The following is a 17,987-nucleotide window of genomic DNA, read 5'->3' on the forward strand; positions in this document are numbered from 1 at the left end:
TGAAGACGAAGATGGTATTCAAGATCCAGGAGAAGAAGGTGTTGCAGGTGTTACAGTAAACTTATTAGATTGTAACAACAACCAATTAGCAACAACAACTACAGATGCTAACGGTAACTATTCATTTGCAGATTTAGATCCAAATGAAGATTACAAAGTAGAGTTCGAAGTACCAACAGGATACGAATTATCGCCAGCTAACCATGGAGGTAATGATAGTAACGATTCAGATGCTGGATCAAACGGCAGAACATCTTGTATCGATTTAGAGCCAGGAGAGAATGACCCAACAATAGATGCAGGTATTTATTTACCATGCTCAATAGATCCAAGTATTTCATTGTCTACTCCAGATAATACAATTTGTTATGGTACAAGTGTGGTATTAACAGCAATAGGTGGTGATCAATTTGTTTGGAAGGCAAATGATATTGTTTTAACAAATGAAACGTCATCGACTTTAACTGTAAGTCCAAATCAAACAACAGTATACAGTGTGGTTGTTACAGATAGTTCTCAATATAATTGTTCTGCAGAAGTTATGGCTACAATTGTAGTGAATCCTGCTACAGATGATATTAATGAAGAAGTAACAATTTGTGAGGGATCAGATTATACATGGTCGCAAAACGGTCAAACATATACAGCGGCAGATAGTCCAGTAGTATTAGAATTAACTGATTCTAATGGATGTTCTTATTCTGCAACTTTAGTAATTAATGAATATGACGCTACTGAAGATGTGGTAACAGAAGTTACAGTATGTGAAGGATCAGACTATACGTGGTCTCAAAATGGTGAAACATATACAGCAGCTGATAGTCCTGTGGTGTTGACTATTGACGGTGCTAATGGGTGTTCTTATACTGCAACATTAATAATTAATGAATACGAGGAAACAGAAGATATTGTTCATGCTATTACGGTATGTGAAGGGGAATCTAGAGTTTGGTCATTTAATGGTGTTGCGTACACTGCGGCAGATAGTCCAGTGGTATTAGAATTGACAGATGATAACGGCTGTCCTTATACGGCAACATTAAATATCTATGAATATGAAGCTCCAGAAAACACTCTAACAGAAGTTACAGTATGTGAAGGGTCAGACTATACATGGTCAGAAAATGGTGTGACGTATACGGCAGCAGATAGTCCAGTCGTATTAGATTTATCAGATAATAATGGGTGTTCTTATACAGCAACCTTAGTGATCAATGAGTATGATGCTCCAGAAGATGTCGTAACAGAGGTTACAGTATGTGAAGGATCAGATTACACGTGGTCAGAAAATGGACAGACATATACAGCGGCAGATAGTCCAGTAGTGTTAACTATTGACGGTTCTAATGGGTGTTCTTATACAGCAACATTAATAATTAATGAATACGAGGAAACAGAAGATATTGTTCATGCTATTACGGTATGTGAAGGAGAATCTAGAGTTTGGTCATTTAATGGTGTTGCGTATACTGCGGCAGATAGTCCAGTGGTATTAGAATTGACAGATGATAACGGTTGTCCTTATACGGCAACATTAAATATCTATGAATATGAAGCTCCAGAAAACACTCTAACAGAAGTTACAGTATGTGAAGGGGTAGATTACACGTGGTCAGAAAATGGTGTGACATATACAACAGCAGATAGTCCAGTGGTATTAGATTTATCAGATAACAATGGATGTGCTTACACAGCAACCTTAGTGATAAATGAATATGATGCTCCAGAAGATGTGGTAACGGAAGTTACAGTGTGTGAAGGATCAGATTACACGTGGTCATTTAATGGTGTGACATATACAGCAGCAGATAGTCCAGTGGTATTAGATTTATCAGATGCTAATGGATGTGCTTACACAGCAATGTTAGTGATAAATGAAAGTAATACTACTGAAGATGTGGTAACGGAAGTTACAGTATGTGAAGGATCAGACTATACATGGTCACAAAATGGACAGACATATACAGCGGCAGATAGTCCTGTAGTATTAACTATTGATGATGCAAGTGGATGTTCTTATACAGCAACCTTAGTGATCAACGAGTATGATGCTCCGGAAGATGTGGTAACAGAAGTTACAGTATGTGAAGGATCAGATTACACTTGGTTAGAAAATGGTGTGACGTATACAGCAGCAGATAGTCCAGTGGTATTAGATTTATCAGATGCTAATGGATGTGCTTACACAGCAACGTTAGTGATAAATGAAAGCAATGCTACTGAAGATGTGGTAACGGAAGTTACAGTATGTGAGGGATCAGACTATACATGGTCACAAAATGGACAGACATATACAGCGGTAGATAGTCCTGTAGTGTTAACTATTGATGATGCAAGTGGATGTTCTTATACAGCAACCTTAGTAATCAACGAGTATGATGCTCCAGAAGATGTCGTAACAGAGGTTACAGTATGTGAAGGATCAGACTATACGTGGTCTCAAAATGGTGAAACATATACAGCAGCTGATAGTCCTGTGATGTTAACTATTGACGGTTCTAATGGGTGTTCTTATACAGCAACATTAATAATTAATGAATACGAGGAAACAGAAGATATTGTTCATGCTATTACGGTATGTGAAGGAGAATCTAGAGTTTGGTCATTTAATGGTGTTGCGTATACTGCGGCAGATAGTCCAGTGGTATTAGAATTGACAGATGATAACGGTTGTCCTTATACGGCAACATTAAATATCTATGAATATGAAGCTCCAGAAAACACTCTAACAGAAGTTACAGTATGTGAAGGGTCAGACTATACATGGTCAGAAAATGGTGTGACATATACAGCAGCAGATAGTCCAGTGGTATTAGATTTATCAGATGCTAATGGATGTGCTTACACAGCAACGTTAGTGATAAATGAAAGTAATGCTACTGAAGATGTGGTAACGGAAGTTACAGTATGTGAAGGATCAGACTATACATGGTCACAAAATGGACAGACATATACAGCGGCAGATAGTCCTGTAGTGTTAACTATTGATGATGCAAGTGGATGTTCTTATACAGCAACCTTAGTGATCAACGAGTATGATGCTCCAGAAGATGTGGTAACAGAAGTTACAGTATGTGAAGGGTTAGATTACACTTGGTCAGAAAATGGTGTGACGTATACAGCAGCAGATAGTCCAGTAGTACTAGATTTATCAGATGCTAATGGATGTGCTTACACGGCAACATTAGTGATTAATGAGAATGACGCAATTGAGGATGTGGTTACAGAAGTGTCTGTGTGTGAAGGATCAGACTATACATGGTCACAAGATGGTCAAACATATACGGCTTCAGATAGTCCTGTGGTATTAGAATTAACACATACAAATGGATGTCATTATACAGCTATTTTAGTGATTAATGAATACGACGCTCCAGAAGATGTAGTAACAGAGGTTACTATTTGTGAAGGATCAGATTATACATGGTCAGAGACTGGTGTGACATATACTGCGGCAGATAGTCCAGTGGTGTTAGAATTGAATAATGCCAATGGTTGTGCTTACACTTCAACATTAATTATTAATGAAAGTGGGAATACGGCTTCAAATGTATATGAGCAAGTAACGGTTTGTTATGGTGGTGATTATACTTGGGCGTTAAGCGGAGAGACGTATACGGTAGCTAATAGTCCTGTTGTACTAGAGTTAACTACAGATAATGGTTGTCCGTATACTGCAACTTTAGTAATTGTTGAAAACCAACCTGTATGTGATAGTGTAACGGAGGTTTCAATTTGTGAAGATGCGACTTATACGTGGGCTCAAAATGGAGAAACGTATACAGTAGCAGATAGTCCTGTGGTGTTGCATTTAACAGATCTTAATGGTTATAATTATACAGCTGTACTTATTATTTATGGTAATGGCAGTGCTGAAGATGTGGTTGATGAAGTTACAATTTGTGAAGGATCAGACTATACTTGGGATCAAAATGGTGTAACGTATACTGCTGCAGATAGCCCAGTTGTTTTAACTATGGATAACGGTAATGGATGTTCTTATACAGCTACCTTAGTGATCAATGAGTATGACGCTCCAGAAGATGTGGTAACAGAAGTTACAGTATGTGAAGGTTCAGATTACACATGGTCAGAGACTGGTGTAGTATACACAGCTGCAGATAGTCCAGTGGTGGTAGAATTGACTAATACAAATGGGTGTGTATACACAACAACGTTAGTTATAAATGAAAGTAATGCTTCTGAAGATATATTTGAAACCGTAACTATATGTGAAGGTGAAGACTATACATGGTCGCAAAACGGACAAACATATACAGTAGCGGATAGTCCAGTGGTATTAACTATTGATGATAATAGTGGATGCTCTTATACAGCAACGTTAACAATCAATGAATATGATGCTGCAGAAAATGTTGTTACCGAAGTGTTAGTTTGTGAAGGAACTGAATATGTATGGTCTCAAAACGGACAAACGTATACAGCAGCGGATAGTCCTGTGGTATTAAGTTTATCAAATGCCAATGGATGTGCATATACGTCAACATTGATAATTAATGAGCATGTGCCAGTGAATACTATTGTTACTGAGGTAACGGTTTGTAGCGGTGAAGCTTATACGTGGTCACAAAATGATGAGACGTATACAGCAGCAGATAGTCCAGTTGTGTTAAATTTAACGAATGTCAATGGATGTGCTTATACTGCAACATTAACAATTAATGAGTTTGCGCCAACAGAAGATATTGTTACTGAAGTAACAGTTTGTGAAGGTGAAGACTATACATGGTCGCAAAACGGTGAAACTTATACGGCAGCGGATAGTCCAGTAGTGCTTGATTTAATGGATAACAACGGTTGTGGGTATACGACCACTTTAATCATCAATGAAGAAAATAAAGTTAAGATTGGTAACTATGTATGGTTAGATGTTAACGAAAATGGAATTCAAGATGAAGGTGTTGCGTCTGGTATTAATGGTGTGACGGTTAGGTTATTTCACTGTAATGATGATACTATGATAGATTCTGATGTTACAATGAATAACTCTATTAATGGTGAGCCTGGTTATTATGAATTTGAAGTTTGTGCTAACAGTGGAGATTATTATATTAAATTTAATAATGCACCAGAAGGATATGAGTTTACATCAAGTAATGTTGGCGATGACACTTTAGATTCAGATGTTAATAATGAAGGTGTAACAGCGTGTTTTACGGTTGAGGATTCAAATGTAATAACGATAGATGCAGGTCTGTTTAATGTTTGTAGCTTAAATGTTGATGCTGGAACTGATATGGAGATTTGTCCAAACGAAACTGTAACACTTTCTGCAAGTTTTGATGATGTAGAAGGGTTATGTGAAGGTGGATGTGTGTATCCAGTTTTAGATCAGGAAAGATGTGATGGACCAGCTGGTACATTTGAAGTGTGGGTGGTGTCTTCACCATCAACAGGTTCTTATAAGTTTAACGCGTCACAACAAAGTTTTGAAACGTTTGATAATGGAACTGCTAAGTATGTAGCAACTGTGTCTAACGGAATTGATGTATTGCAAGTAGATTTTACTTATAGTGGATACACAACAGTGACACCTATGGGAAGTCCTAAGTTAAATGACTGTCAGACCTATGATACTTCGGGATATGAATATTATACAGAATTAACAGGTACAATAACATCGCAAAATCATGGTGTATTCACTGTGGCACCAATGGGTGAATCATTTCAAATAGGAATGGGTGCAGATGTGAAAAGACTAGGTTTTGGAGCTTCTGGTTGGTATACATTGTCAGGTGGTGATGGTACATATACTACTGGTGATGTTAATTTAGCACTTGGTGCTTGTCAGCCTAAAGCTGTTGATTACCAATGGACAACTGCAGATGGTCATATTGTTGGCAACGCTAATCAAGAGACAATTACAGTGGATCAAGCAGGAACTTACACAGTTCAGGCAGTGAATTGTATAGATTGTGTTGCAACCGATACAGTTGTGGTAACATCTACAAGTATTTGTAATGGTACTGATAACGATAGTCACTCTTTAAGAGTATATCCTGTGCCAGCATCTAGTGATTCTAGTGTTACTATAGATTTAGATATTGTTAGGTCTAATAGTTTTCTAGGAGACGATAGAACACCTATAGATATTGAAGTTAGTGTTTATGATGCTAGAGGAAGACTAGTGCATAGTCCAAGAACATACCAAGTCATTGCAGGTAAAAACTTGTTGAATTATGAGTTAGGAACAATAGACTTAGGGACGTACGTCATGCAAATTACAGCAGATGGTTGGTCAGCGACAAGCCGACTGATTGTGGAGTAATCAAATAACATTGTTTAAATAAAAAAAGAATCGTAATTAATTTTACGGTTCTTTTTTTTTGTTTGATAGAGAAAGATATTTCGTGTAATAATGGAATTTAATCTATAATCTAAGTGGATTAAGGCTAGGGATTTTTAATAATATCACTTGTAATGGAAGCTAATTTATAATTTCAATTTTTTTATCAACGATTTATCTCTATTTTTAAGCAAATAACATTTCATGCTTAAAAAAGTTTTCGCAAGTGCCGTTTTTGGTGTAGAGGCTTCTACGATTACTGTTGAAGTTAATATTGATAAAGGTGTTGGTTATCATTTAGTTGGTCTGCCAGATAATGCCATTAAAGAAAGTAATTATCGGATAGCAGCAGCGCTACAGAATAATGGTTATCGTATTCCAGGAAAAAAAATCACAATAAATATGGCGCCTGCCGATTTACGCAAAGAAGGTTCGGCCTATGATTTAACATTAGCCATTGGTATTCTCGCGGCATCAAATCAAATAAAAGCAGAAAATCTAGAAGAATATCTTATAATGGGAGAATTGTCACTCGATGGCAGTTTACAGCCGTTTAAGGGAGCGTTACCTATAGCGGTTAAAGCCCGGGAAGAAGGGTTTAAGGGGATCATATTGCCTATTCAAAATGCTAAAGAAGCCGCGATTGTAGATGATCTTAGGGTGTTTGGGGTTGAAAATATTATGCAAGTCATTAATCATTTTGATAAGGGCGAAACTTTAGAGCAAACGATAATTAATACAAGGGAGGAGTTTTATAAAAATCTTGAATTTCCTGAATTTGATTTCGCAGATGTTAAAGGGCAAGAATCAATAAAGCGTTGTTTGGAAATTGCAGCAGCAGGAGGTCATAATATTATCCTTATTGGTCCGCCAGGTTCTGGAAAGACAATGTTGGCAAAACGATTGCCTAGTATTTTACCACCAATGACATTACATGAAGCTTTAGAGACGACTAAAATTCATTCGGTTGTCGGTCGTGTTAAAGCGCATACAGGATTAATGGCGCAGCGTCCATTTAGAAGTCCACATCATACCATTTCTAATGTAGCGTTAGTAGGAGGAGGGAGTTATCCACAGCCAGGAGAAATTTCATTATCTCATAACGGTGTGTTGTTTTTGGATGAATTACCAGAATTTAAGCGTGAAGTTTTGGAAGTTATGAGGCAGCCTTTGGAAGATAGAGAAGTAACGATTTCTCGTGCGAAATTTACAGTGACTTACCCTTCATCTTTCATGTTGGTGGCTAGTATGAATCCAAGTCCTAGTGGTTATTTTAACGATCCAGATGCGCCAATTACGTCATCACCAGCGGAAATGCAACGCTATATGGGGAAAATTTCAGGACCATTATTAGATCGTATTGACATTCATATTGAAGTGACTCCTGTGCCATTTGAAAAATTATCAGATGAAAGAATTGGAGAATCCTCAGTGGATATAAGAAAACGAGTAACTAAAGCTAGAGAAAAGCAAACAATACGATTTAATGAGCTAGAAAACATTCATTATAACGCACAGATGACCACAAAGCAAATTAGGAAATATTGTACTTTAGATGATGCCTCAATGCAATTGTTAAAATCTGCAATGGAGCGATTAAACTTATCGGCTAGAGCTTACGATCGTATTCTTAAAGTATCGCGAACAATTGCTGACTTAGAAGGTTCTAAGGAGGTGTTGGGTGCTCATATTAGTGAGGCGATACAATACCGTAGTTTAGATCGTGATGGTTGGTTAGGGTAGTTTCATTGCGTAATATAAATTTGAATTCCTTTAATAAATATCATGAAAAAAATAGTCTTAGGTTTAACATTTTTAGTTGTTGGTTGCCAAAGTAAAACCAAAAATACTACAGTAGATTTAGCTCCTGTTACAAAAATAGAAATTGTAGAAACGCCAAGTTTAAGTCTAGAGCAAGCTAATAGATTAGCAGAATTGCCTTTGCATTGCATGAATACGGAATATCCTAATAAATTAAATCAAATTATAGGTGGTTCGGAAGGTCTAAAAGCACCTAAAGAATTGCATCCAGCATTTTATGGTTGTTTCGATTGGCATTCTGCTGTACATGGGCATTGGAGTTTGGTGAACTTATTAAAGCAGTTTCCGGAATTGGATAATCGTGAAATTATTGAGCAAAAATTACTTCTAAATATTACAAAAGAAAACATAGAGCGAGAAATTGAATATTTTGAAAGTACGTTTGGTGGTTCTTTTGAGCGGACTTATGGTTGGGCTTGGTTGTTGAAACTGGCTGAGGAAATTCACACTTGGGATAGTGCTGTTGCTCGAGAATTAGAAGTTAATCTTCAGCCGTTAACGGATTTGATAGTTAAAAGGTATTTAGAGTTTCTTCCGAAGTTGAATTACCCTGTTCGCGTGGGTGAGCATCCTAATACAGCTTTTGGGATGAGTTTTGCTTATGATTTTGCGGCTACCGTTGATAATGAAGTGTTGGCTGAGTTGATAGAAGAGCGAGCTATGGATTTTTATAAAGATGACCAAGATGGTCCAATAGAATGGGAGCCAAATGGTTTTGATTTTTTATCACCTTGTTTAGAAGAGGCTGCTCTTATGAAACGTGTTTTAGAGGTTGATGAATTTAAAATATGGATTAATGATTTTTTACCTAGTTTAAGTGCTGTTGATTTTGATTGGGCTGTTGGTAAGGTGTCGGATAGAACTGATGGGAAGCTAGTGCATCTCGATGGTGTTAATTTCTCTAGAGCTTGGAGTTTAAATTATATAGCAAAAGATTTACCTGAATTTTCTCATTTAAAGAATATAGCAAATAAGCATATCATTCATTCATTGCCAAGCATAGTTGGTGATAGTTATGAAGGTGGTCATTGGTTGGGGACTTTTGCTATTTATGCTTTAAATTCTACAGAGAAATGATATTGAAATTTTTAAAAAATATTGGTCCAGGACCCTTAATTGCTGCTGCGTTTATAGGTCCTGGAACAGTTACGGTATGTACATTAGCTGGTGTAAATTTTGGGTTTGGGCTGTTGTGGGCTATGGTTTTGTCAATTTTTGCAACTGTTGTTTTGCAAGAAATGGCAGCGCGATTAGGTATAGTTGCTCAAAAAGGGTTGTCAGAGATTATTAGAGAAGAAATTAAGCATTCTGCTATAAAGTTTTTAGCATTAATCTTAATTTTAAGTGCTATTGTCATTGGAAACGCGGCCTATGAAGCTGGGAATATCTCAGGTGGGGCACTCGGTGTAGAGACGGTTATTGGTGGCATTTTTATGGAAATTGGTAGTTTAAAACTCAATGTTGTTAGTGTTTTAATTGGTGTAATTGCTTTTGTATTACTGTATTTGGGTAGCTATAAAGTTTTGGAAAAAGTATTTGTGTTTTTGGTAATTCTTATGAGTTTGGCTTTTATAACTACAGCAATATTAACAAAGCCTAATTTAATTAGTATTTTTAATAGTATTTTAATTCCTAAAGCACCATCTGGTAGTATTTTAACAATAGTGGCGTTAATAGGTACAACTGTTGTGCCTTATAATATTTTTTTACATGCGTCATTAGCTAAAACAAAATGGAAGTCAAAAAGTGATATAAAAACAGCTAAAAAAGACACTTTGATTGCTGTGATTTTAGGCGGATTAGTGTCTATGTGTATAGTTATTTCTGCTTCTGCAATTAATGTAGAGTCAATTACTAATGCGTCAGATTTGGCCTTAGGTTTAGAACCGTTATTTGGAAGCTATGCGAAGTATTTTTTGGCGGTAGGCTTATTTGCTGCAGGAGTTACAAGTTCAATTACCGCACCTTTGGCTGCAGCTTATGTGGCTAGTGGGTGTTTAGGTTGGTCTTCAGATTTAAAATCTTATAAATTTAAGATGGTGTGGATGATTATTTTGGTTTTGGGTGTTGTATTTTCTTCAGTGGGATTTAAATCTATTGAGATTATAAAGTTTGCTCAGGTTGCAAATGGTGTGTTATTACCTGTAATAGCAGGTTTTTTGTTATGGGTTATGAATAAGGCTAGTGTTTTAGGAGTTTATAAAAACTCTAAGACTCAAAATTTTATTGGATTGATTATTCTCGTAGTGACAATATTTTTAGGTTTAAAAGGTGTTTTAAGTGTCTTTGAATTGATTTAAAATGAAACAACTAGAAATTGATATAAATGCAGATGTTGGAGAAGGAGTTGGTAATGAGGCTTCACTTATGCCTTTATTGTCATCTTGTAATGTGGCTTGTGGAGGGCATGCTGGTGATTTACGGACTATGAATACCGTTTTAGATTTAGCTATTTTAAACGATGTAAAAGTAGGTGCGCATCCTTCATTTCCTGATAAAATAAACTTTGGTAGGTTGGAGATGGTGATGACAGAGGCGCAATTGTATGAGACATTAAGGGTTCAGGTAGAGTGTTTAGAATCCGTGATTTCTACGAAAGGGATTGTGCTCAATCATATAAAACCGCATGGTGCTTTATATAATTTGGCGGCAAAAGATTTGGAAACAGCAAAGGTGGTAGTAAGACTAATTCATGATTTGGGAAGTTCATTAAAATTATATGCACCATATAATTCTGTGCTCGCTAATTTGGCAATTAAAGAACATATTTCTGTTGAATTTGAAGCTTTTGCTGACCGCAATTATAACGAGGATTTGTCATTGGTTTCACGTCAGAAAAACAATGCAATTTTACATTCTAAAGAGGCTGTTTTAAGACATGTTTTGAGCATGGTAAAGCAACAAAAAATAGTTGCGATAAATGGTGTGGAAGTGTCGCTAAAAGCTTCTACAATTTGTGTGCATGGTGATACTAAAAATGCGCTTGAAATTTTGGAGTATTTACATCTAGGGTTTATGGAAAATAACATTAAAATAGTGTAGTGTAAAATGGGGTATAAACTACGTTTTTCTCAATACAATGCAAGTTCTGTTTTGGTGGAATGGCCACCGTTAATAGATGAAAATATTCTTAATGATGTCTTGTCTTTTAAAAATAAGATTGAAAAAATAAATATTAAATGTTTAGTTGAGGTGGTAACTGCATATAATTCATTATTAATTATTTATAATTTCACTATAGATGATATCAATAATGTTTTTAAAGACCTAAAAGCTCTATATTTAGAAAAATCTATAGGTTTATCTAAAGGATCAAAAGTAATTAAAATACCTGTTTGCTATGATGCTGATTTTGGAGAAGATTTAATGCATTTTTCTAAAGTTAAAAAGATATCAAAATCAGAATTAATTGAGTTGCATACCGCACCGCTTTATACTGTTTTTTTTCTTGGTTTTTTACCTGGGTTTTTATACTTAGGTGGTTTAAATAGAGCGTTACATTTAAACCGAAAAACCACGCCTAACTTAAATATAAAAAAAGGGTCAGTTGCCATTGGTGGAAAACAGACCGGAATCTATCCTCAAGACAGTCCTGGAGGTTGGCATATTATAGGCAATTCTCCTATAGAATTATTTAATCCAAATGACAATCCACCAAGTTTTATTAACGCAGGTGATCAGGTAAAATTTTATGCAATTTCTAAACCTGAATATGTAGAGATTCAAGCTGAAATCCAAAATTCAAAATTCAATATAGAAACGCTTTTTGTGAATGATTAAAGTTTTAAAATCAGGTTTTTTTACGACGATCCAAGATCAAGGAAGATTTGGTTACGGTAGTTTTGGAGTTCCTGTTTCTGGCGCTATGGATACGTGTGCTAGTACATTTGCGAATCATATTTTGGGTAATTCTATGGATGCTGCTGTTATTGAGATGACTATGATTGGTGCTCAGTTTCAGTTTTTATCTGCTACACTTATCGCGATTACAGGAGGTCATATGAATCCAAAAATAAATAATAAAACGGTACCAATGAATGAAGTTATATTGGTCAATAAAAATGATGTCCTTAGTCTTGGTAATAGTGTTGAAGGCTTTAGAACGTATGTTGCCGTAAAAGGAGGTATTATAACAAAAATGGTTTTAGGTAGTAGAAGTATGTTAAAAGAAGTTACACCTTCGCATCGTATTAATAAAAGTGACCATTTACCTATTTTGGAACAAGAAGGAATAAAAAGGATTAAAAACGCCAAGGTTAAGTTCAATAGTTCTTATTTAAATACTAATAATATTGAGGTGGCAAAAGGGCCTGAGTTTGATAGGTTAAGTGAAAAACAGAAAACACTATTATTAAATGAAAGTTTTAAAGTTTCAAAATATAATAATAGAATGGCTTATCAATTATTGCCTGTGGTTACTAATACTTTAGATGCTATATTAACAGCACCTGTACTTCCAGGAACGGTACAGTTAACACCATCCGGACAGTTAATTGTATTAATGAGAGATTGCCAGACAACGGGAGGTTATCCGCGCGTTTTACAGCTAACTGAAAAGGCGATTAATATATTGAGTCAAAAATCTACAGGAAACAACATTAACTTTACTTTAGTCGATTACTAAGTTAAGAATAGGTAAGAATTTATTTTTATAAGTTAAATAAAATATATAGCTTACAACAGCTATTAACTAAACTAAGATAAATATGAAAAATTTCGGACTATTCCTTTTAGGAATCATTATTGGTGTGTTAGCAATGTACTTTTATTGTCAAAGCAGCGAAACACCTGCAGCAGTAGAACTTCAAGCTATAGCGCCTAATGGCATTATATCATCAAAACAAGCTTCAGCCTTAGATGCAGGTTATAATGTTAAGCATAAAATAATTAATGATTCGCTGTTTAAGAATTCTAAAAATGGTGGAGATAATAGATCGTCTTGGTGGTCTGTAGAAGAAATTCAAAACTATATTAATCATGCAGAACAACAAACAGGAGAAATGGGTTATACTATGGATGGTTTAAGAGTATATTTAGGGTCTTATCCAGATGCTAATGGTAAAACAGGTTTAACAACAATGTTTATTGTTCCTACAGGAATTAAAAATGTGTCTACAGGTAGTATTATCTCTTTTCAAGGTGGCAGTCATGATATTTCGGGTGCTGATGGTTTAAATGTTTCGCAGCATGGTAAGCCGCCAGGAGCGAACTATCCTCAATAGTGTATAAATGGATATTAATGCGTTAATTACACATTTAATAGAGTTAATTGCGGCATTGTCTGGCTCTTATTATTGGTATCATACAAGAGATTATAAAGTACGACCTTTTGTGTGGTATTTATGGGTAACTGTGTTTGTTGAAACTTTAGGTATGTACACGTATTTTAGACCTTATTTTGAAAATACCTATTGGGCTTGGATAAATAATTCTGTTTTTGCAACAAATACATGGTTATATAACACTTATGAAATTATAGGTTTTATTTTGGTTGGTATGTTTATTTTAAGAAATACCAATAAACCATTCTCTCATAAAGCTTTAAAATTTATTACTATTTTTTATGTTACATTAACCGTTTCTTACTATCTAAGTATAGGAGATTTTTTTACAATGTCATTTACGTATGATTTAATATTATCAACATTTGCTTTATTCTTAATGTTTTTATTGTACTTGCGAGAACTTATACAAAGTGATAAAATTTTAGACTTTTATAAATCTCATGTTTTTTATATCTGTTTGGGAATAACATTATGGCATATTTGTTTAACACCATTATTTATTTTTGATTCTTATTATAGAGCTGCTAATGATAATTTTATAACTTTTAGGGGTATCTTTTTAGATACTGCTAATTTATTGCTGTATTCATGTTACACATTTGCATTTATTTATTCACTTTGGCACAAGAGACAATCAGCTCTGAAGTCATTGCATTAATATCCTATGCGATATTTTTTACATTAGCACTGTTTACTGTGTTTATTATATTCTTTGCTACTTTTCAAAAACGTAAAAGCCAGTTGCTGCGTGAAAAAATTGAGCAGCAAAGGGCGTTTGATGCTGAACTTTTAGCAACACAACAAGAGATTCAAGAAGAAACTTTAAAATATGTTGGTCGTGAATTACATGACAATATTGGACAATTGTTAGTACTTTCTAGTATGCAACTGAAAGTCGCGAGCAGTGCAGTTACAGATGAAGCCAAATCCAAAGTTGGTTACGCAACTGATGCTTTAAAAAACGCTTTAGAAGAAGTGAGAGCATTATCAAAATCACTCAATAGCGATGTTATAAACAATTTAGGTTTTGAGGCTACTGTTAGAAATGAAGTTGAGCGTTTAAATAAATCTGGACTAATTCTATCGCAATTAGATATAACAGGAACGAAAGTACATTTTGAAAACAAAAAAGATGAAATCATCTTGTTTAGAATTTTGCAAGAGTTTATTTCAAATACATTAAAATATGCTGAAGCAGAACAAATTTCAGTTCAATTAGATTATCAAGAAAAAATGTTAATCATAAATCTAGAAGATGATGGCGAAGGTTTTGATCTTGAATTGGCAAAGAAAAGTTCTGGTTTAATTAATATGGAAAAACGTGCGGAACTATTAAATGCGGAATTCATTTTAGAGACTTCAAAAGGGAAAGGAACACAGCTTAGGCTAAAATATCCTTATAAAATAAATTAAGTCTCGCAAGCATTCCATAGTGCATCATTAGGAACAGGTGCTGTAATTTCAATCGGTTCTTTTTTCACAGGATGAATAAAACTCAATGTCCTAGCATGTAAACTAATACTTGCGTCTTTATTGCTTCTGTCAAAGCCATATTTTAAATCCCCTTTAATTGGGCATCCTATGGAAGCTAATTGTGTTCTGATTTGATGATGTCTGCCAGTTTCTAAGTCTATATTTAATAGGAAGAAATGGTCTAATGTCTTAATGACGTTATAATGAAGAATGGCCTTTTTACTACCTTCAACTTCTTTAATATAAGCCGTTGATTTATTGTTTTTTGGATTCTTTTTTAACCAATGAACTAAGGTGTCATTAGATTTTGGTGGTTGATTTTTAACTAAAGCCCAATACGTTTTTTTAGCTTTTTTTTCTGCAAATAATTTATTAAGTCGAGGTAAAGCTTTGCTGGTTTTTGAGAATAAAACTAGTCCTGTCGTTGGTCTGTCTAAGCGATGAACCACACCTAAATAAACATTACCTTCTTTTTGGTATTTATCCTTTAAATAAGATTTAACAATATCACTCAAAGGTTGGTCTCCCGTTTTATCACCTTGTACAATATCACCAGCCCGTTTGTTAACTACGATGATGTGGTTGTCTTCGTATAAAACTTGAAGGTTGTTTTTGTTAGATATGATTTTTTCCGAACGACGCGTCACTAATCCCTAAATATTTTTTTTTGCTTACCGCTTACTAGTACTGTTCTTTCTCATTAGGAAAATCACTAGATTTAACATCATCAGCATACTGAGATATCGCCTTTGTCATATCTTCATAGAGATTCATATATCGACGTAAAAATCTCGGATTGAACTCGTGTGTCATGCCTAACATATCGTGTAACACTAGCACTTGTCCATCAACACCATTTCCAGCACCAATACCTATTACAGGAATTGAAACACTTTCAGCAACTTCTTGTGCTAATTTTGCAGGAATTTTTTCTAATACAATACCAAAACAGCCTGCTTTTTCAAGCATTAGCGCATCTTCTTTTAATTGTTGCGCTTCTTGTTCTTCTTTGGCTCTAACTGTATAGGTGCCAAATTTATAAATAGATTGTGGTGTTAATCCAAGGTGTCCCATTACAGGAATACCAGCATTAAGAATTCGCTTTATAGATTCTTTGACTTCTTTTCCTCCTTCCATTTTTACAGCATGTCCTCCCGATTCTTTCATAATTCTAATTGCGGAACGTAAAGCTTCTTTTGGGTCACTTTGGTAGCTTCCAAAAGGCAAATCGACTACAACTAAACTTCTGTCTATAGCTCGTATCACTGAAGACGCATGATAAATCATTTGGTCTAACGTAATTGGTAACGTGGTTTCATGACCAGCCATAACGTTACTTGCCGAATCACCAACTAAAATCACATCAATACCTGCGCCATCTACAATTTTAGCCATGGTATAATCGTAAGCCGTGAGCATAGATATTTTTTCGCCTCTAGATTTCATATCTACAAGACTTTTTACCGTAATTCTTTTATATTCTTTTTTTGCTACTGACATGTTGTTTTTATTAGTTGAATGTAAAAGTAGTGAGATTTTTATATTTTATTTTATTCTCAATACTATTTATTAAATAGAGCGTAGGTTGATTTTAAGATTTTAATAATTGTTTAAATGGACTAACAATCTGTTAAATGCACACCTACAGCTAAGCCGCCTTCCGACGTTTCTTTATACTTTGTATTCATATCTTTAGCTGTTTCCCACATGGTGTTAACGACTTTGTCTAAAGGTACTTTTACATTTTTAGGATCTGTGTCTAAGGCTAATTCTGCAGCATTGATAGCTTTTATGGCTCCCATAGAGTTGCGTTCTATACACGGAATCTGTACTAAACCTCCAATAGGATCGCAGGTTAAGCCTAAGTGATGTTCCATAGCAATTTCGGCTGCAACTAAAACTTGTTCTGGAGTTCCGCCTAATAATTCAGTTAACGCGCCTGCAGCCATGGCAGAAGACACGCCAATTTCCGCTTGGCAACCTCCCATTGCTGCACTAATGGTAGCACCTTTTTTAAAGATACTGCCAATTTCGCCAGCCACTAAAAGGAATTTTTTGACATGCTCAAAATCGGCATCATGGTTTTCAATTACCATATAATACATTAATACTGCTGGTATTACACCAGCACTGCCATTAGTAGGAGCTGTAACTACACGTCCTAAAGATGCATTAACTTCATTTACAGCCAATGCAAAACAGCTTACCCATTTTAGGATTTGTCTAAACTTTACTTCAGTTGTTCTAATGGTTTTTAGCCATTCTTCTGGATTTTTATATTTATTTTCTCCTATAAGATTTTTGTGCATATCAAAAGCACGTCGTCTTACATTTAGTCCACCAGGTAAATTCCCTTCGGTGTGGCAACCAGTATACATACATTCTAGCATCGTATTCCAAATGCGTTTTAACTCAAAATCTATTGATGATTCTTCTCTAATAGACTTTTCGTTTTCTAATACCACACCAGAAATAGGTAGTTGTAATTGTTCGCAGAATTTTAATAGCTCATCACCATAAGAAATAGGATAAGGAAATGTGCAATAGAATATTATTTTATTGGCTTTAGAAACTTTTCTTTCTTCTTGTACCACAAAACCGCCACCAATAGAGTAGTAGGTAGATTTATAATTTCTACCATTAATGGTTGCAGTAAATATTAATCCGTTAGAATGAAATGGTAAAAATTTTCTATTGAAATTTATATTCGCTTTAAAATTAAAAGGAATCTCTCTTTCATTATTAAAATGTAGAATGTTTTGTGTCTTTACATCTTCAATAATAGTAGTGATATTTTCAACAGGAATGCGTTCTGGGTCAGCTCCAGTTAATCCTAAAATAACGGCGAAGTCTGTGGCATGTCCTTTTCCTGTTAAGGATAAAGAACCGTAGAGGTCCACTGCGATTTTTTCAACTTTATCAAAACGCTTTTTGTCTTTTAATTCTTTTATCCAACGTTCTGCAGCACGCCAAGGTCCTAAGGTGTGTGAACTCGAAGGGCCAATACCAATTTTTAGCATGTCGAAAATAGAAATACATTCCATTCTTTAAATTGTTTTTTACAGTAATCAAATATAGAGGTTGTTGACGTAAAGATTATT

General features: G+C 35.0%; 13 protein-coding genes. 10 read left to right on the forward strand and 3 right to left on the reverse strand.

The annotated features are described in order from the left end of the window. The 10 genes from HNV08_RS07670 to HNV08_RS07715 form a co-directional block, all read left to right on the forward strand. Window positions 1-6,289: SdrD B-like domain-containing protein (locus tag HNV08_RS07670; RefSeq protein ID WP_262886687.1), on the forward strand; the 6,289-nt coding region annotated here is incomplete at its 5' end. Window positions 6,290-6,511: 222 nt separating this feature from the next. After that, window positions 6,512-8,050 (forward strand): YifB family Mg chelatase-like AAA ATPase, encoded by a 1,539-nt coding sequence (locus HNV08_RS07675; RefSeq protein WP_173280598.1) that lies wholly within the window; start codon window positions 6,512-6,514, stop codon window positions 8,048-8,050. Between the two features lie 42 nt (window positions 8,051-8,092). Next, on the forward strand, window positions 8,093-9,205 hold the full coding sequence (locus HNV08_RS07680) for a DUF2891 domain-containing protein (protein ID WP_173280599.1): 1,113 nt from the start codon (window positions 8,093-8,095) through the stop codon (window positions 9,203-9,205). Further along, a complete protein-coding gene (locus HNV08_RS07685) occupies window positions 9,202-10,428 on the forward strand; it encodes an Nramp family divalent metal transporter (RefSeq protein ID WP_173280600.1) in 1,227 nt (408 codons plus the stop codon). The genes HNV08_RS07680 and HNV08_RS07685 overlap by 4 nt, the downstream gene beginning before the upstream one ends. 1 nt (window position 10,429) lies before the next feature. Beyond that, window positions 10,430-11,170, forward strand: coding sequence for a 5-oxoprolinase subunit PxpA (gene pxpA / locus HNV08_RS07690; RefSeq protein WP_173280601.1), 741 nt, complete (start codon window positions 10,430-10,432; stop codon window positions 11,168-11,170). 6 nt (window positions 11,171-11,176) lie between these two features. Continuing rightward, complete coding sequence (gene pxpB / locus HNV08_RS07695) at window positions 11,177-11,908, forward strand: 5-oxoprolinase subunit PxpB (RefSeq protein WP_173280602.1); 732 nt, start codon at window positions 11,177-11,179, stop codon at window positions 11,906-11,908. Further along, window positions 11,901-12,752, forward strand: coding sequence for a 5-oxoprolinase subunit C family protein (locus HNV08_RS07700; RefSeq protein WP_173280603.1), 852 nt, complete (start codon window positions 11,901-11,903; stop codon window positions 12,750-12,752). Before pxpB ends, HNV08_RS07700 begins: the two co-directional genes overlap by 8 nt. Before the next feature lie 82 nt (window positions 12,753-12,834). Further along, a complete protein-coding gene (locus HNV08_RS07705; protein WP_173280604.1) occupies window positions 12,835-13,350 on the forward strand; it encodes a hypothetical protein in 516 nt (171 codons plus the stop codon). Between the two features lie 7 nt (window positions 13,351-13,357). Further along, window positions 13,358-14,071, forward strand: coding sequence for a hypothetical protein (locus HNV08_RS07710; RefSeq protein ID WP_173280605.1), 714 nt, complete (start codon window positions 13,358-13,360; stop codon window positions 14,069-14,071). After that, complete coding sequence (locus HNV08_RS07715) at window positions 14,032-14,826, forward strand: sensor histidine kinase (protein WP_241697194.1); 795 nt, start codon at window positions 14,032-14,034, stop codon at window positions 14,824-14,826. The genes HNV08_RS07710 and HNV08_RS07715 overlap by 40 nt, the downstream gene beginning before the upstream one ends. Here the strand turns inward: HNV08_RS07715 and HNV08_RS07720 are convergent. From HNV08_RS07720 to HNV08_RS07730, 3 genes are all read right to left on the reverse strand, one after another. Then, window positions 14,823-15,533 (reverse strand): RluA family pseudouridine synthase, encoded by a 711-nt coding sequence (locus HNV08_RS07720; protein ID WP_173280607.1) that lies wholly within the window; start codon window positions 15,531-15,533, stop codon window positions 14,823-14,825. The genes HNV08_RS07715 and HNV08_RS07720 overlap by 4 nt on opposite strands. Before the next feature lie 34 nt (window positions 15,534-15,567). Continuing rightward, window positions 15,568-16,386, reverse strand: a complete 819-nt coding sequence (panB, locus tag HNV08_RS07725; RefSeq protein WP_173280608.1) for a 3-methyl-2-oxobutanoate hydroxymethyltransferase — start codon at window positions 16,384-16,386, stop codon at window positions 15,568-15,570. 119 nt (window positions 16,387-16,505) lie between these two features. Continuing rightward, window positions 16,506-17,930, reverse strand: coding sequence for an L-serine ammonia-lyase (locus HNV08_RS07730; protein ID WP_173280609.1), 1,425 nt, complete (start codon window positions 17,928-17,930; stop codon window positions 16,506-16,508). Window positions 17,931-17,987: the final 57 nt, after the last annotated feature.

Source organism: Winogradskyella eckloniae (assembly GCF_013249045.1).
Lineage (GTDB): Bacteria > Bacteroidota > Bacteroidia > Flavobacteriales > Flavobacteriaceae > Winogradskyella > Winogradskyella eckloniae.

What these genes read in the sequence shown, in the direction of transcription:
- HNV08_RS07675 (WP_173280598.1), top strand. Translation starts at nt 6,512, where the DNA reads ATGCTTAAAAAAGTTTTCGCAAGTGCCGTTTTTGGTGTAGAGGCTTCT.
- HNV08_RS07680 (WP_173280599.1), top strand. Translation starts at nt 8,093, where the DNA reads ATGAAAAAAATAGTCTTAGGTTTAACATTTTTAGTTGTTGGTTGCCAA.
- HNV08_RS07685 (WP_173280600.1), top strand. Translation starts at nt 9,202, where the DNA reads ATGATATTGAAATTTTTAAAAAATATTGGTCCAGGACCCTTAATTGCT.
- pxpA (WP_173280601.1), top strand. Translation starts at nt 10,430, where the DNA reads ATGAAACAACTAGAAATTGATATAAATGCAGATGTTGGAGAAGGAGTT.
- pxpB (WP_173280602.1), top strand. Translation starts at nt 11,177, where the DNA reads ATGGGGTATAAACTACGTTTTTCTCAATACAATGCAAGTTCTGTTTTG.
- HNV08_RS07700 (WP_173280603.1), top strand. Translation starts at nt 11,901, where the DNA reads ATGATTAAAGTTTTAAAATCAGGTTTTTTTACGACGATCCAAGATCAA.
- HNV08_RS07705 (WP_173280604.1), top strand. Translation starts at nt 12,835, where the DNA reads ATGAAAAATTTCGGACTATTCCTTTTAGGAATCATTATTGGTGTGTTA.
- HNV08_RS07710 (WP_173280605.1), top strand. Translation starts at nt 13,358, where the DNA reads ATGGATATTAATGCGTTAATTACACATTTAATAGAGTTAATTGCGGCA.
- panB (WP_173280608.1), bottom strand. Translation starts at nt 16,386, where the DNA reads ATGTCAGTAGCAAAAAAAGAATATAAAAGAATTACGGTAAAAAGTCTT.
- HNV08_RS07730 (WP_173280609.1), bottom strand. Translation starts at nt 17,930, where the DNA reads ATGGAATGTATTTCTATTTTCGACATGCTAAAAATTGGTATTGGCCCT.